We start from the raw sequence: 15,772 nt of genomic DNA, 5'->3' as shown, positions 1-15,772 counted from the left end.
CACAATGAAAAATTTTTCGCCATTTTCTTCATTCAATCCTGAGGGGCAGCATGATGATGTTGCAAATCGGCGGCGTTCACCTACATCAATGCGGTATGTTATTCCCAATATCATTACTATTTTAGCAATTTGTGCAGGGATGAGCAGCATTCGTTTGGCTTTTGAACATCGCTATGAAGCTGCTATTTTAATGGTGCTTTTGGCCGCAGTTTTAGATGGTGCTGATGGTCGCATTGCCCGTTTAATAGATGGTAGTTCATCTTTTGGGGCACAGATGGATTCTCTTGCTGATGTTATAAATTTTGGTGTTACCCCTGCACTCATTGTTTATTCTTTTATCTTGAATCAAGCGAATCATATTGGGTGGGTTGCTGCCCTTGTTTATTGTGTTGCTTGTTGTTTGCGATTAGCACGTTTTAATGTGATGTTAGATAACCCCAATATACCTAAGTGGCAGAGAAGTTATTTTGTTGGTGTTCCAGCACCAGCAGGAGCATTATTACTTTTATTGCCTACCTATTTAGGCACTCTTGGTTTGGTCCCTAATTGGGGGTGGGCATTATTTTTTAGTCTTTATACTGTAATTATTGCTTTTCTTTTGATTAGTCGTTTACCGGTATGGAATGCAAAAACAATTGATCAAAATTTAAGGCGCGATATCGTTATACCTTGCATGTTGGTCATTGTTATTTATGTCGGTTTTCTTGCGACTTACACATGGGAAACTTTATTGATTACAGCTGTTAGCTATATGATTTTTCTCCCTTGTAGTTTTATCGCTTATAATAAACGTGCTACTTTAGAAGAGAAAAAGGCTGATGCTAAAGCTATCCAAGAATTATAAAGTGCTTCATTCTTCTGTCGAAAAGCACAGGAAAAAGAGAGAGTCAAACGATTTACTTCTCATATGATGATCAATCAGGTACATGATAATCTACAAACCGATTTTTATGGACATTAAAGAGTTTTCCAGTTTCCTTTAAATCAGGTGATAACAAATGGACTATCTTTTTTGCAACCTCTTGTGGTAAAGGAAGAGTTTGTGGATCTTCACCGGGCATAGCTTCAGCGCGCATGGCAGTGCGTGTGGCACCAGGGTTGACACAATTAATCTTAATAGGGGTTTGTTTGAGTTCTTCTGCCCAACAGCGGGCAATCACCTCTAAAGCCGCTTTAGAGGCTGCATAAGCTCCCCAGAAAGGGCGCGCAGCATGCGCAACGCTTGAGGATAACAGGATGGCTCGTCCAGCATCAGATTCACGTAATAAAGGCTCAACGGCTTTCATTAAGCGCCATTGGCTGAAAAGATTTATTTGAAAAACATCTTCAAATACCGTGTTTTCTATATGCGCTATTGGTGAGAGTGTTCCAAGAATTCCTGCGTTTGCAACGATAATATCAAGTTTTTTCCAGCGTTTGGCAATTGAGATAGCAAGGGTATCGATGTTTTCCATATGATACAAGTCAAGGGGAACAAGGGTTGCATGAGCTCCTTTTTCTCGGATTTGATTATCTAATTCAGTAAGTCCACTGACTGTTCGTGCAAGAGCAATAATATGAGCACCGCGTGCAGCAAGCTCGAGTGCCAAATAATAGCCAATCCCTCTTGATGCGCCAGTAACAAGTGCAACACGCCCATGGAGACTAAAGTCACGTTTTGTCATCATTAATCTCTTGTTTTAAGAACAGATGATTGATGAATTTTGGAGAGATTTTCTTGATCAACCAGATGCGTAGGATAATATCCAGTAAAATAATGGTCAGTAAATTGTGGATCGGCGTTATTCCGTTTTTCCCCTGCTACAGCAAGATATAATCCATCAGTTGAAAGAAATTCTAATGAATCCGCTCCAATAAAATCACACATAGATTTTAAATCTGGATATTGATTTGCTAAAAGGTTTTCAGCTTTAGGTGTATCAATACCATAAAAGTCAGGATAAAAAATCATAGGGCTAGAAATGCGCATATGAACTTCTTTTGCTCCTGCATCGCGAAGCATTCGTACAATTTTAAGGGATGTTGTTCCACGCACAATAGAGTCATCAACCAGAATAACACGTTTTCCTTCAATCACAGGACGGTTTGCCGAATGTTTTAACTTGACGCCAAAAGCGCGAATTTGTTGTGTTGGTTCGATAAAAGTGCGGCCAACATAGTGATTACGAATAATACCAAGCTCGAAGGGAATTCCAATTTCTTGTGCATAGCCAATTGCAGCAGGCGTTCCTCCATCAGGAACAGGAACCACAACATCACCCTCACAAGGGGCTTCCTGTGCTAAACGGATTCCCATATTTTTACGTGTTGTATAAACACTACGCCCTCCAACGATTGAGTCCGGGCGGGCAAAATAAACATATTCAAACAAGCAAAGTTTTTCTGGTTTTGTATTTTCTGGTTTTATAATTTTTTTCGTAATTTCCCCATTTTTTTGTATTTCACATATGATGATTTCTCCATTTTTAACATCACGGACATATTTTGCTCCAATAATATCAAGAGCACAAGTTTCAGAACAAAAGATAGGCTTACCATCAAGTTCCCCCATCACGAGAGGTCTAATTCCTGTTGGATCGCGTGCCGCAATAAGCTTTGTACGTGTGAGCGCTAACATAGCATACCCACCTTCTACTTGCCGAATCGCATCAACAAAACGATCAGAGGACGATTCATAACGTGAGCGGGCGATAAGATGGAGAAAAACTTCTGAATCTGACGTTGATTGACAGATAGCACCAGAAGCGATGAGTTCACGGCGTAATGTGAGACCATTGGTAAGATTACCATTATGCGCAATAGCAATACCTCCAACTTTCAATTCAGCAAAAAGGGGTTGAACATTGCGTAATGCCACTTCTCCAGTTGTTGAATAACGGGTATGTCCAATAGCACGATTTCCTGGTAAGCGGGCAAGTGTTGCAGGGTTTGTATAGTGATCGCCAACAAGACCTAAATGCTTTTCTTGATGAAATATTTTATTATGGTAAGAAACAATCCCAGCTGCTTCTTGCCCACGATGCTGAAGTGCGTGGAGTCCAAGAGCTGTTAATGTTGCGGCATCTTCATGCCCAAGAATACCAAAAACTCCACATTCTTCATGAAGGGTATCATCATCTAATGAAAATTCTTGACAGAAAACATCGCTTTTTATCATCATATTCTTTCAGTTGTGATATGGAGGAATCATTAATATCACATTTTACATCATTTAGTTCTCTTTCCTCATGAAAAACTATTCTCTATTTTTTGAAAATTATCTTTTCATGAGAGTGTTGCTCATACGTATGTTTATTGCTGTCTTTAAACAAATTTTCCGTCTTTTCGAGAACAGATCCAATATCTTTGGGGAGTATTTCCCAGACTTTTTGTCCCAATGAATCTAAAATAGGCCTTGTTTTTGCATTTTTTAACCAATTCGCTTGAAGCTCGGGTTTAATCAGTGCATTAAGCAGTAACATACCGATGACCATGATAAGTAAACCACGAAGTGCTCCAAAAATAAAACCAATAGCACGGTCAAGGATACCAATTCGACTATCAATAATAAAATCAGAGATCTTCATTGTAATAATTGAAGTAATAATGAGAACAATAATAAAAATTGTGACCAATGTTGTGATCAATGCAATCATTTTATTAGAGAGATATTGTTCAAAGAAAGGTAAGACAGGTTTGAATAAAAACAGTGTCGTAACAGCTGCAACTGCCCAAGAAATCAACGATAACACTTCACGTGAAAATCCTCGAAGCATAGCAAGAAAAGCGGACAACAGGATGATTACTACGACAATTCCATCAAGGATTGTTATGATCATTTGTTTGTTCCTTATACATAAAGTTGTGTTCTTTTAAGTCTGTGTGCAAATATATTTTTTGTTATGCCATTTTTTGTTCTTATAGCAAGGATCTTTTGTATTTTATAGAGTTTTTTCTATATTATCATATCTGTGGTGCAGATCATTTTTTACTTACGGTAAGAGTAGCAACGAGTTCGGGAAGGTCGGAGAAAGTTTTTTGTTGAAAGTTGAGCGACTTCATCATTTCGGTTGTTGTTGTGGGGTGAAAGGCTCCTTGAAAGCCGAGTTTTTTTGCTTCATTGATGCGCTGTGCTGAATGTGCAACAGCGCGGGTAGCTCCTGAAAGACTGACTTCACCAAAATATACATAATCCGTTGGCAATGCGATATTGGCAAGAGAAGATACCAAAGCAGCGGCTACAGCTAAATCAGCAGCAGGTTCTGATATGCGATATCCACCTGCCACGTTCAGATAGACATCATGCTGTCCAAAACGAATGCCACAATGAGCTTCTAAAACGGCAAGAATCATAGAAAGGCGATTTCCATCCCATCCGACAACCGCACGTCTTGGTGTCCCAAGGGAAGAAGGAGCAACAAGCGCTTGAATTTCTACGAGTATCGGGCGTGTCCCTTCCATTCCTGCAAAAACAGCAGCGCCTGGTGCTTTTTCATTACGTTCCCCTAAAAATAATTCAGATGGATTTATCACTTCGCGTAATCCTTTATCAGACATTTCAAAGACACCAATTTCATCTGTTGGTCCGAAGCGATTTTTTACAGTTCTAAGAATGCGATAATGATGTCCTCCTTCACCCTCAAAATAGAGAACGCCATCAACCATATGTTCAACGACTCGAGGACCAGCAATTTGTCCATCTTTTGTAACATGCCCAACAAGAACAACGGCGGCTCCTGTTTTCTTGGCAAAGCGGATCATTGCCTGAGCACCGATACGTACTTGTGTGACAGTGCCAGGTGCTGAATCTGCTGTATCTGACCATAGGGTTTGAATCGAATCGATAATCACCATATCAAGGTTTTTATGTTCGCTTAAGGTTGCCAGAATATCTTCAACATTGGTTTCAGCAGCAAGTTTCACTTCTGTATTGTTAGCTTCAAGCCTTTGTGCGCGCAGACAAATTTGCGCAATAGCCTCTTCACCTGAAACATAGATGACATTATATCCTTTACGTGATAAAGCAGCGGCTGTTTGTGTCAGCAATGTTGATTTACCAATACCCGGATCACCTCCAACAAGGAGTGCTGATCCACGGACAAAGCCCCCACCGGTAACACGATCAAGTTCAGCAATACCAGAATGAATACGTGGAGCATCTTCGATATTTCCAGAAAGAGATGTGAGTGTGACAATGCGTCCTTTACGAGCATTCTGCTTAGGACCACTTCCTATGCCGCTATTTATAGTTTCTTCGATAAGGGAATTCCATTCCCCACAAGCGCTACATTTTCCTGCCCAACGGGAATGGATGGTTCCGCAATTTTGACAGATAAATTGAATACGATTACGCGCCATGTCGATTTAACCAATTTGCTCTGGAAGGTAATTGCTATCGGCCAGATCACTAAAGCGTGTGAAATCAGATTGAAAGGCAAGGGGCACGATTCCTGTCGGCCCATGGCGCTGTTTTGCAATAATAACGTCAGCTTTTCCAAAAGCTTTATCCATTATTTCTTGCCATTTCGTATGTTCCAAGCTACCTAGTTTTGGTTCTTCATTTTTGAGATAGTATTCTTCGCGATAGACAAACAGAACGATATCGGCATCTTGCTCAATTGAACCAGATTCACGTAAATCTGAGAGCTGTGGACGTTTATCTGTTCTATTTTCTACTTGACGAGAAAGTTGAGAGAGAGCGATAATAGGAATATTCAATTCTTTTGCTAATGCTTTTAATCCTGTGGTAATTTCTGTGATCTCTTGAACACGATTTTCTGATGAACGCTTTGAACTGCTTGTCATGAGTTGGATATAGTCAATAAACAAGATATCTAAACCATGTTGCCGCTTGAGACGCCGCGCACGAGCAGCTAATTGCGTAATTGATATTCCCCCAGTTTGATCAATATAAAGTGGTGCCTTTTGTAGTTGGTTCACCGCACGAATAATTTTTGAAAATTGTTCATCTGAAATATTGCCACGCCGAATATCAGAAGAAGAGACTTCTGTTTGTTCAGAAATAATACGGGTTGCAAGCTGTTCGGATGACATCTCAAGTGAGAAGAATCCCACAATGCCGCCTTCATTTTCTTGGATATTGGCATTACGATTATAAGCATTAGCAATATTAAAGGCAATATTGGTAGCCAGTGAGGTTTTACCCATACCAGGGCGGCCCGCAAGGATAATTAAGTCAGATGCTTGTAATCCTCCCATTTTTTCATCAAGTGTTTTAATATGGGTGGCTATCCCTGATAATTGTGAAGAGCGCTTTTTCGCAGCACTTGCCATATCGATAGCTTTTTTAATAGCCTCATTAAAATTTTCAAATCCACCTCCATATTTCCCTTTTTCTGCTAGCTCAAATAACTGATTTTCAACAGTTTCAATTTGTTGGGTAGGTGTGAGTTCTACAGGAGCATCAAAGGCTGTATTGACAACTTGAGTTCCAAGGTTAATCAAAGACCGTCGGATAAAGAGATCGTAAATGACGCGTCCATAATCTTCAGCGTTAATAATAGTGACTGCCTCTGTGGCTAAGCGAACAACATATTGGTATACAGTAATATCTCCAATTTTTTCTTCCATTTGGATATAGGGCTTGATTGTAACTGGATCTACACGTTTTCCTATTTTAATAAGGTGAGATAAAACATGATAAATTTTTTGATGCAATGGTTCAAAAAAATGTTCTGGTTTTAGAAAATCTGAAACGCGGTCAAGAGAATCATTGTTGATAAAGATGGCACCAAGCAATGCCTGTTCAGCTTCAATATTATGCGGAAGTTGCCGAAAAGAAGGAGAATCCTCTTTCTTTGAAGAGCTGACATTAACAACGTTAGTTTCTTCCATAATATTTTTCCACTAAAATTCTAAGTCTAGCTACTTTAGGCGATAAATTGAAAATCGTATAATTAAAAGAATAGAGCTACAAATCTTCATTTTAAGTTAAAATTATATAATTTTTTAAAACTCTCTTTTCGTTCCTCATTTATCATTTGTGTATTATTTATATAACGTCTATCTATTTTATTTTATAATATGTGATTTTAAAGTGGAAGTTTTGCTACTCTAAATTTAAGTATTTTTAAGTTACTTACCTTAAAATTCCAATATCTGTGTAAGTAGAATTATTTTTTTATAACTGAAATTATTTCAGATCATGTGAGGATATAATCAACTTAACGCTCATACAAACTTTAGCCTTAAGGGTAGAACTTTAAATTATTTTGCTTTATATGCTGGAAAAAAAAAGACATTTCACTCTTAGTGATATTATCATTCTCGGCATGTAATGCCTTTAAATAATATATTTCTAATTCTTTCATAAAAATTAGGTTCTTTATGTACGATAGCCATAAAATACTCACTTTTAAAGTGTGAGTATTTTATGAGCGATATTTAAAATGGAATAAAAAATATAAAACAGAAAGCAAAAATAGCAATTAAGCTTCTTGATGAGAACTGTTTATATCGTTGTCATTAATTTCTTCTGCCAATAATTCTTCCTGACTTTCTTCTAATAATTCTTCTTGAATATTATATATTTCTTTAGCCGAAGTGAGGGTTTCACCTTCTGCTTGGCGTTGTGCTTCACTGGTAGAACGCGCAACATTAATAATCACAGAAATTTGAACCTCTGGATGTAAGCTAAGAGTGATAGTGTGAAGACCGATCATTTTTATTGGATGATTAAGTTCGATTTGATTTCTTCCAATAGAAAAGCCTTCATCTGTTATGATTTCAGCAATATCACGTGTTGACACAGAACCATAAAGTTGTCCTGTTTCACCAGCAGAACGAACAACAATGAATGATTGTCCATCAAGTTTTTCAGCAATTTTTTGCGCTTCGCTTTTGCGTTCAAGATTACGTGCTTCAAGTTGTGCACGTTGTACCTCAAAATGTTTTTTATTAGCTTCATTTGCGCGTAAAGCTTTACCTTGAGGCAAGAGAAAATTACGCGCATAACCATCTTTAACTGAGACAATATCACCCATCTGACCAAGACGAGGAATGCGCTCAAGTAAAATAATATCCATAGTTTTTCCTTTCGAACAAATAAATTTAGTGGAGTTTTTTGCGTGATTGAAAATTGTATTGAATAGCAGCCCAAATTCCCATCAAAAGCATCATGAAAACAATAGGTGGAGTAAAAACGACTGTAAAAATAGCAATATAAACAAGAGAAAGTATAATAATTCGACCGTTTACCCCTTTTGTAATATTGTGAAGATATGCTAGACCGCTAATTAATATGATGACAATGTATGCAGTACTAAAGACACGGGTACTCAAGTTAAGAGAAGCGCTCAACTCAATCATCGATGCTATGCAAACAATAATAAAAATAATAATTCCAGAAATTGGAAGGCGGAGAGTTTGGCTCCAATCATCACGGGGTCTTTTCAGCCATTTCATATGTTGTGCTGCTATCATGGAAAAGTAAAGGTTACCAATGAGAAAAACCAAACTATAAATAGTCAAAGAAAAAGCAGTAAAAGTTGCTGTATGCGTCATTAAAAGCTCATTAAAAGCGCGTATATCGGCTTCTTTTATTGACTGTGTTTGTTGCAGAGTTTGTGCTATGTTTTCGGTGATTTTTTTTGCAACGATGGGTGTGGAAGGACGTGTTTGAACATAAAGCCCAATGAAAGTTGCTATAAGAGCGATAAAATTAGTTAAATGAAAAATAACCGATGATAATGGATACCATATCAGTTCGTTTTCTTTTTGCGCTGGTCGTGCAAGCCCAAGAAGCCAAGAAGCATAGACAGCAGGAAGGAAAAATAAGAACATAAAGCCAAGAGCAATATAGGTATTAGTGGTTATGATAAGAACAACAGTGGCACTTATGAGGGCGATGAGACTGGCTAATGTTCCTTGACCGAACGCAACAATAAAAATTGGCAATGAAAGAAAGCAGCCAAGAAGAAGAGAAAAAAAGGGCGCGATATTTGCAACACTGATGATTGCCAGTCCTATCACAACAGCAAATAATCCTGCCAAAATACCGGTTAATATCTCATAAGTACGATTTTTTTTCATTTATTGCTGTCCTGCTTTCTGCAGTTAGAGGCGTGTCAATACCCCAACTTTGACATTTAATAGCTTAACATAGGATACAACAAGCTATTTTTTAACCATATAAGAAAAGCAACTGGAGAAACTCTCCAGTTGCTTAGCGTATTGATTGCTTACTTTATAACGTACGGAAGTAAGCCTAAAAAGCGAGCACGTTTGATAGCATTAGCTAATTCACGCTGTTTTTTCTGACTAACAGCAGTAATCCGTGAAGGAACAATTTTCCCACGTTCGGAAATATAACGTTGTAACAACTTGATGTCTTTATAATCAATTTTGGGAGCATTGGTCCCTGAAAAAGGACATGTTTTACGACGACGATGAAAGGGGCGACGTGCAGAGTTTTGATTAGTATCAGTCATCATTCTACCCCTTCTATAGTATTTTCACGTTGACGACGTGGAAAACGAGGACGCTCTTCATCATGTCCAATGTGACTATTGCGATCAAGGTGTGAGAGCATAGCAGATTTTTCTTTTTCGTGTTTTTCTACGCGAATGGTCATATAACGCAAAATATCTTCATTGATGCGCATCTGACGCTCCACTTCAGCAATTGCTGAAGCTGGTGCATCAATATTGACTAAGACATAATAAGCTTTACGGTTTTTACGAATACGGTAAGCAAGAGGACGAAGTCCCCAATTTTCTATACGCCCAACTTTTCCACCATGCGCTTCAATGACACCTTTGTAGAGACTCAAAAGTTCATCAACTTGCTGCGGTGCAATGTCTTGTCGGGCAAGGAACATATGTTCATAAAGAGCCATTGTTTTGCCTTTCTTCAATTAAATTTCACCGGTTTTAGCGCAAAGCCTCTGCGACTTGTCTTTTTTGGAAATCCAAAGAAGAAAGGACGCGTTTACAATTCGAGACATCTCAGAGCGGAGATACGGGAGGCCGGAAACATTGTATTTCCTACTGATATTTTTCAGCCCTCCGTTCAACCTCCAGCTAAAGTGCCGGCAACGAATATTTCATATCTACAGGTTATCTTTTAAAATAGCAAGTTTATGCACACAAAAAAATTGATTTGTTAAATCTTGATATATTTCCTTCTTCTACAAAAAGATAATACTGTAATATAAAGGCAAAGGAGGGAAAAATGGACTTTTTAAACCAGATTGATGTTACACTCTTTGAAATGTTTGTCGGCAATCATCAAGCTTGGTCGATTGTAGTTTTGTTTAGTATTTTTTGTGCAAAGTTTTTAATTTATATTATTCCTCTCCATCTTTGTGCGTTGTGGTTTTGTGGTGGGGAGAGGGAACGGTGTGTTGTGCTAAGCATTTGCATGAGTATTTGTGCATCTCTTTTCATAGGTTATCTCATTTCTCTTTTTTATTTTCATCCTCGCCCATTCGTGGTAGGGCTGACGACACCGCTTATTCAACATCGTGCAACAGCTTCTTTTCCTAGTAATCATGCCTTGACCATTGCATCTTATGCAGCTAACTTTTATTTTTACCGATACAAAGTTACTTTTAAATTTGCCACCGTATTTTTGTGTTTGATCTGTTGGGCGCGCATCTTTGTGGGTGTACATTATCCCTTTGATATTTTAGCAGGTGCACTTTTAGGAAGTCTCATAAGTTTGGGTGTTATTCAGTTTATAGCACCCTATTTTCCTAAGTTTTTATATCAAATTCCGCCCTTAAAATATAATTTTAGGTGTGGTATTCGTTTTAAATAAAGGGCTTTATATTGATTTGTGCGGATGAATAAGGTCAAAAGAAAATAATTTAATTGTACAGTTTTAGGAGTTGATAAATGGGTGCAGCTTTTATTTTTCCAGGGCAGGGGAGTCAACTTGTTGGTATGGGGAAAGCGCTTGCAGAGCAATTTATTGTCGCACGGATGGTTTTCGAGGAAGTTGATGATGCTTTGGGTGAGAAATTATCAAAGATCATTTTTGAAGGACCAGCAGATGTTTTAACGTTAACAGCAAATGCACAACCGGCATTAATGGCTGTATCTATGGCTGTCATTCGTGTGATGAAACAATTAGGGCTTCGTATAGAAGAAAAGGTAAGGTTTGTTGCTGGTCATTCTTTAGGCGAATATTCGGCTCTTTGTGCTGCTGGTACATTTACTCTCACAGATACGGCAAGACTTTTGCGTATTCGTGGCAATGCTATGCAGGCTGCTGTCGCGGTTGGTGAAGGTTCTATGGCTGCATTAATTGGTTTAGAAGAGCACATTGTGGAAGAAATTTGTGAAACTGTTTCTGGAGAAGGACTATGTCAGATTGCTAATGATAATGGTGGTGGGCAAATTGTTATTTCCGGTAAAGCAAAAGCAGTTGAGGCAGCGGTAGAGATTGCATCAACAAAAGGTGCAAAACGTGCACTTCTTCTTCCTGTTTCTGCACCTTTTCATTCATCTTTAATGCAACCTGCTGCTGATGCCATGAAGAAAGCACTTTTGACTGTTAACAAAATGTCCCCTATTGTTCCTTTGATTGCCAATGTTTCTGTTGCACCTGAGAGCAATCCAGAGCGTATTACTACTCTTCTTGTCCAACAAGTGACTGGGAGGGTACGATGGCGTGAAACAATAGAATGGATCGCTGCGAATGGGGTTGATACGCTTTTTGAAGTTGGTTCTGGAAAAGTATTAACAGGTTTAACGCGTCGTATTAACAAAGATATAAAGGGGGTAACAATTGGAACAGTTGATGAAATAGAATCAGCGCTAGGCATGCTTGGCGTTTAATCTATAAGGAGTTAAAAAATGTTTAGATTAACAGGGCGTAAAGCTCTTGTAACGGGGGCTTCGGGAGAAATTGGTGAGGCAATTGCACGCTGCTTTCATGCACAAGGAGCTATTGTTGGACTTCATGGAACACGTGAAGAAAAGCTCAGAGAAGTGGCGGCAGAATTAGGGCAGAATGTTTTTGTATTTCCCGCTAATCTTTCTGAACGCCAATCGATTAAACAATTGGCTGAAGTTGCAGAGAGAAAAATGGATGGCGTCGATATTTTGGTTAACAATGCGGGAATCACTAGGGATGGTCTTTTTGTGCGTATGCAAGATAAAGACTGGGATGATGTTTTAGAAGTTAACCTAACAGCTGCTTCTCTTTTGACGCGTGAATTAATACATTCTATGATGCGCCACCGTTATGGAAGGATTATTAACATTACATCTGTTGTTGGTGTTGTGGGAAATCCTGGACAAACGAATTATTGTGCTGCAAAAGCAGGCTTGATAGGTTTTTCTAAAGCCTTGGCACAAGAAATTGCTTCGCGAAACATCACTGTCAATTGTATTGCTCCAGGATTTATTAAATCTGCAATGACAGACAAGCTTAATGAAAAGCAAAAAGAAGCCATTATGGCTGCGATTCCGATGAAGCGTATGGGAAGTGGGCAAGAAATAGCCGCTGCTGCTGTTTATTTAGCAAGCGATGAAGCAGCCTATACGACAGGTCAAACACTCCATATCAATGGTGGAATGGCAATGATTTGAGTATTTATTTTATTCCACATTGATTTATGAGTTGTATTATTTTAGATAGTAACGATTGAAATGGATAGATGCATCTATTTCTTTAATATGGTCGTTGATCAATTGATGTCGGAATGTCAGATTGGTTCATTTTGTAGGGGATATCCACAGGATGTTTTAAATCATTACTAAAATCTTTTAAAGTAATGCATCTATTGCTTGATTAGATGAACCGATATAGTTAACCAAATTATAGGAAATATAAATTCGAGGATTTCAACATGAGTGATACAGTAGAGCGCGTTAAGAAAATTATCGTGGAACATCTTGGGGTTAATGCTGATAAAGTTGTAGAAAATGCAAGCTTTATCGATGATCTAGGGGCTGATAGCCTTGATACGGTTGAACTCGTTATGGCTTTTGAAGAAGAGTTTGGGGTAGAAATTCCAGATGAAGCTGCTGAAACGATTTTTACAGTTGGCGATGCAGTCAAGTTCATTGATAAAGCTTCTGCGTGATTACTAAAGGGCAAAGGCATAAATTGCTTTTGCCTATATTCTTCGGAGCTCTTTTGAAAAGAGAGCTTTGAGAGGTGAAGTTTAGTTCAAGGTTAGAAGTTATGAGACGTGTTGTTGTTACTGGTTTAGGGTTGGTATCTCCATTAGCTGGTAATACTGAATATAGTTGGAAACGACTTCTTGAAGGAAGAAGTGGTGTCCGACGTATCACAGAGTTTGATGTGTCAGATTTGCCATGCCAGATTGCTGCGCGTATCCCCTTAGGGGATGGAACAGAGGGGACTTATAATGCTGATTTGTATATGGAACCTAAAGAGCAACGTAAAGTTGATGCATTTATTGTTTATGCAATGGCAGCTGCTAACCAAGCGCTTGCAGATGCCGAATGGTTTCCTAAGAGTGATGAAGATCAGATTTGTACAGGCGTGTTAATTGGTTCGGGAATTGGGGGAGTTGAGGGTATTGTTGAGGCTGGTTATACGCTTCGTGATAAGGGTCCACGTCGTGTTTCTCCTTTTTTTATTCCAGGTCGTTTGATTAATCTTGCTTCTGGTTATGTGTCTATTCAATATGGTTTACGGGGGCCTAATCATTCTGTTGTAACGGCTTGTTCAACAGGGGCGCATGCGATTGGTGATGCGGCACGTTTGATTATGTTTGGTGATGCAGATGTCATGGTGGCAGGGGGAACCGAATCTCCAATAAATCGGATATCTCTTGCAGGTTTTGCAGCTTGTAGAGCTCTTTCCACTTGTCGCAATGATGATCCTGAACGGGCGTCACGTCCTTATGATACTGATCGTGATGGTTTTGTGATGGGGGAAGGAGCAGCTGTTGTTGTTTTAGAAGAGCTGGAACATGCCAAAAAACGAGGGGCGCGTATTTATGCTGAGGTTATTGGCTATGGTTTATCTGGTGACGCTTACCACATTACAGCGCCTTCAGAAAGTGGTGAAGGGGCTCAGCGTAGTATGATAGCTGCTCTTAAGCGTGCACAAGTGAATGTAAGTGAACTTGATTATATTAATGCTCATGGTACATCTACGATGGCTGATTCCATAGAGCTAGCGGCTGTTGAGCGTGTTTTAGGGAGTTATGCACCACAAGTTTCTATGTCATCAACGAAATCATCTATCGGGCATTTACTTGGTGCAGCCGGTGCTGCTGAGGCTATTTTTTCTATTTTAGCTATACGGGATAATATAGCCCCAGCGACACTTAATCTTGACAATCCATCGATTGAAACGAAAATCGATCTTGTACCACACAAACCGCGTGAACGAAAGATTGATACGATTCTTTCTAATTCTTTTGGATTTGGTGGGACAAATGCATCGTTGGTGATGCGACGTTTTAGGGGATAATAAGTATTTTTATTTAATTTTTGCTTTTGAGTTTTCTACTTTATTATAAGGTGAATGAGAAATTATAATATTATCCTTAATCGCTATTGAGGGGTTATGTCCGATGTGAAAAATGGAAAATCATTAAAGGACGTAAGTGATTCCTCTTCGAATCATTTAGCAGATAGTTATGACATGTTAATACATAAAAAACGAAAGAAATCATCTATCGTCCGTAATCCGTTTGTCATTCTCGGTCATTTTTTTCTTATGCTGATTGTGATTATTCTTTTTGCCATAAGTATTCCTCTTTATATTGGAAAAAGTATTTTTGAAGAAAAGGGTAAAATTGAGGAAGAACAAATTGTTCTTATCCATCCTGGTACCGGAATTCGTGAAATTGCTTCATTGCTAGAAAAACGTGGTTTCATTCGATCATCAGATATTTTTGTTTATGGGGTTGGTTATCACCAAAAAACAACGCATCTGAAGGCTGGTGAATATTTAATTCCAGCTCATGCTTCGATGCAGGATATTATGGATATTCTTGTGAAAGGAAAATCTATAGAGTATACATTTACAGTACCTGAAGGTTTAACGGTTCAGCAAGTTTTCGATCGATTAGCTGCGAATGAAATTTTGATTGGAGACCTTCCAAAAATTTTGCCTCCAGAAGGTTATTTAATGACGGATACTGTTCGTTTTATTCGGGGAACAACGCGTAAAGAGATTGTAAACAGGTTGCGTGAAGGACAGACAAAATTAATTCATGCTATATGGGCTACGCGTTCACCTAATTTACCTATTAAATCAATTGATGAATTTGTTATATTAGCCTCAATTGTTGAGAAAGAAACGGGAATTGCAGCAGAAAGACCAATGGTTGCTGCGGTATTTTATAACCGCCTTACAAAGCATATGCGTCTTCAATCGGATCCAACAGTAATTTATGGTCTCTTCGGAGGAAAAGGAAAACCATCCGGTCGTGCAATTTATCGTTCAGATCTTGAGAAGGAAACACCATATAATACTTATAAAATTAATGGTTTGCCCCCAACGGCTATTGCAAATCCAGGTCGAGATTCTTTAAAAGCGGTGGCACATCCACCAAGCAGTGATGCACTTTATTTTGTTGCTGATGGTTCAGGAGGGCATGTTTTTTCTCGAACTTTAGAAGAACATAATATGAATGTTCGCAAGTGGCGAGAATTAAAGGCAAAACATTGAATTTATAGTGATAACACCTCTTTTTGCATCGTAAATGAAAATCTCAAATATAGTAAAATTTTTCTATTTAAACTTTTTATGAGAATGATAAAAAATTATTTCCTTGTCTGTCACAAGTGGGATTAGCGTATGGATAAAAATATTTAAGAAAGAAGTGAATACACTGCTA

General features: G+C 38.5%; 16 protein-coding genes. 7 read left to right on the top strand and 9 right to left on the bottom strand.

Annotated features, from left to right (window positions below; all coding sequences use genetic code 11):
- Positions 1-4 precede the first annotated feature (4 nt).
- On the top strand, positions 5-844 hold the full coding sequence (gene pssA, locus ACFIMM_RS05155; protein WP_375611225.1) for a CDP-diacylglycerol--serine O-phosphatidyltransferase: 840 nt from the start codon (positions 5-7) through the stop codon (positions 842-844).
- Positions 845-914: 70 nt separating this feature from the next.
- Here the strand turns inward: pssA and ACFIMM_RS05150 are convergent, their stop codons facing one another.
- The 9 genes from ACFIMM_RS05150 to rpsF form a co-directional block, all read right to left on the bottom strand.
- Positions 915-1,664 carry an SDR family NAD(P)-dependent oxidoreductase gene (locus tag ACFIMM_RS05150; protein ID WP_375682463.1) on the bottom strand — a complete coding sequence of 250 codons (750 nt, stop codon included), beginning with the start codon at positions 1,662-1,664 and terminating at the stop codon, positions 915-917.
- Between the two features lie 2 nt (positions 1,665-1,666).
- On the bottom strand, positions 1,667-3,160 hold the full coding sequence (gene purF / locus ACFIMM_RS05145; RefSeq protein ID WP_375610159.1) for an amidophosphoribosyltransferase: 1,494 nt from the start codon (positions 3,158-3,160) through the stop codon (positions 1,667-1,669).
- An 82-nt stretch (positions 3,161-3,242) separates the two neighbouring features.
- Positions 3,243-3,818 carry a CvpA family protein gene (locus ACFIMM_RS05140; RefSeq protein WP_375629260.1) on the bottom strand — a complete coding sequence of 192 codons (576 nt, stop codon included), beginning with the start codon at positions 3,816-3,818 and terminating at the stop codon, positions 3,243-3,245.
- Positions 3,819-3,960: 142 nt separating this feature from the next.
- Complete coding sequence (radA, locus tag ACFIMM_RS05135; RefSeq protein ID WP_375612937.1) at positions 3,961-5,337, bottom strand: DNA repair protein RadA; 1,377 nt, start codon at positions 5,335-5,337, stop codon at positions 3,961-3,963.
- Between the two features lie 6 nt (positions 5,338-5,343).
- Positions 5,344-6,834, bottom strand: a complete 1,491-nt coding sequence (locus ACFIMM_RS05130; RefSeq protein ID WP_375610161.1) for a replicative DNA helicase — start codon at positions 6,832-6,834, stop codon at positions 5,344-5,346.
- Positions 6,835-7,427: 593 nt separating this feature from the next.
- Positions 7,428-8,024, bottom strand: coding sequence for a 50S ribosomal protein L9 (gene rplI / locus ACFIMM_RS05125; protein ID WP_273791080.1), 597 nt, complete (start codon positions 8,022-8,024; stop codon positions 7,428-7,430).
- 25 nt (positions 8,025-8,049) lie between these two features.
- Complete coding sequence (locus tag ACFIMM_RS05120; RefSeq protein ID WP_375629257.1) at positions 8,050-9,030, bottom strand: hypothetical protein; 981 nt, start codon at positions 9,028-9,030, stop codon at positions 8,050-8,052.
- Between the two features lie 149 nt (positions 9,031-9,179).
- Positions 9,180-9,428 (bottom strand): 30S ribosomal protein S18, encoded by a 249-nt coding sequence (gene rpsR, locus ACFIMM_RS05115; protein WP_012754957.1) that lies wholly within the window; start codon positions 9,426-9,428, stop codon positions 9,180-9,182.
- The gene (gene rpsF, locus ACFIMM_RS05110) at positions 9,428-9,835 is read right to left on the bottom strand and encodes a 30S ribosomal protein S6 (RefSeq protein WP_375612935.1); all 408 of its coding nucleotides are present in this window, start codon (positions 9,833-9,835) and stop codon (positions 9,428-9,430) included. The genes rpsR and rpsF overlap by 1 nt, the downstream gene beginning before the upstream one ends.
- A 335-nt stretch (positions 9,836-10,170) precedes the next feature.
- Here rpsF and ACFIMM_RS05105 point away from each other — a divergent pair, with 335 nt between their 5' ends.
- The 6 genes from ACFIMM_RS05105 (at position 10,171) to mltG (ending at position 15,603) form a co-directional block, all read left to right on the top strand.
- Entirely contained in the window at positions 10,171-10,758 is a 588-nt protein-coding gene (locus ACFIMM_RS05105) for an undecaprenyl-diphosphatase (protein WP_375612934.1), read from the top strand.
- A 77-nt stretch (positions 10,759-10,835) separates the two neighbouring features.
- The gene (gene fabD, locus ACFIMM_RS05100) at positions 10,836-11,780 is read left to right on the top strand and encodes an ACP S-malonyltransferase (RefSeq protein WP_375612933.1); all 945 of its coding nucleotides are present in this window, start codon (positions 10,836-10,838) and stop codon (positions 11,778-11,780) included.
- 18 nt (positions 11,781-11,798) lie between these two features.
- Positions 11,799-12,536: a 3-oxoacyl-[acyl-carrier-protein] reductase gene (gene fabG, locus ACFIMM_RS05095; protein WP_375682459.1), complete on the top strand. Its 738-nt coding sequence runs from the start codon at positions 11,799-11,801 to the stop codon at positions 12,534-12,536.
- Between the two features lie 260 nt (positions 12,537-12,796).
- Positions 12,797-13,033 carry an acyl carrier protein gene (locus ACFIMM_RS05090; RefSeq protein WP_004860281.1) on the top strand — a complete coding sequence of 79 codons (237 nt, stop codon included), beginning with the start codon at positions 12,797-12,799 and terminating at the stop codon, positions 13,031-13,033.
- 101 nt (positions 13,034-13,134) lie between these two features.
- Positions 13,135-14,397, top strand: a complete 1,263-nt coding sequence (gene fabF, locus ACFIMM_RS05085; protein WP_375622331.1) for a beta-ketoacyl-ACP synthase II — start codon at positions 13,135-13,137, stop codon at positions 14,395-14,397.
- 96 nt (positions 14,398-14,493) lie between these two features.
- Positions 14,494-15,603, top strand: coding sequence for an endolytic transglycosylase MltG (mltG, locus tag ACFIMM_RS05080; RefSeq protein ID WP_375638096.1), 1,110 nt, complete (start codon positions 14,494-14,496; stop codon positions 15,601-15,603).
- Positions 15,604-15,772 lie beyond the last annotated feature (169 nt).

The sequence above is a fragment of the Bartonella sp. AP258QHHD genome, assembly GCF_042196145.1.
Classification (GTDB): Bacteria; Pseudomonadota; Alphaproteobacteria; order Rhizobiales; family Rhizobiaceae; genus Bartonella.
Note: the sequence above shows the minus strand (reverse complement) of the source record. Positions and strands in the feature narration are given on the sequence as shown.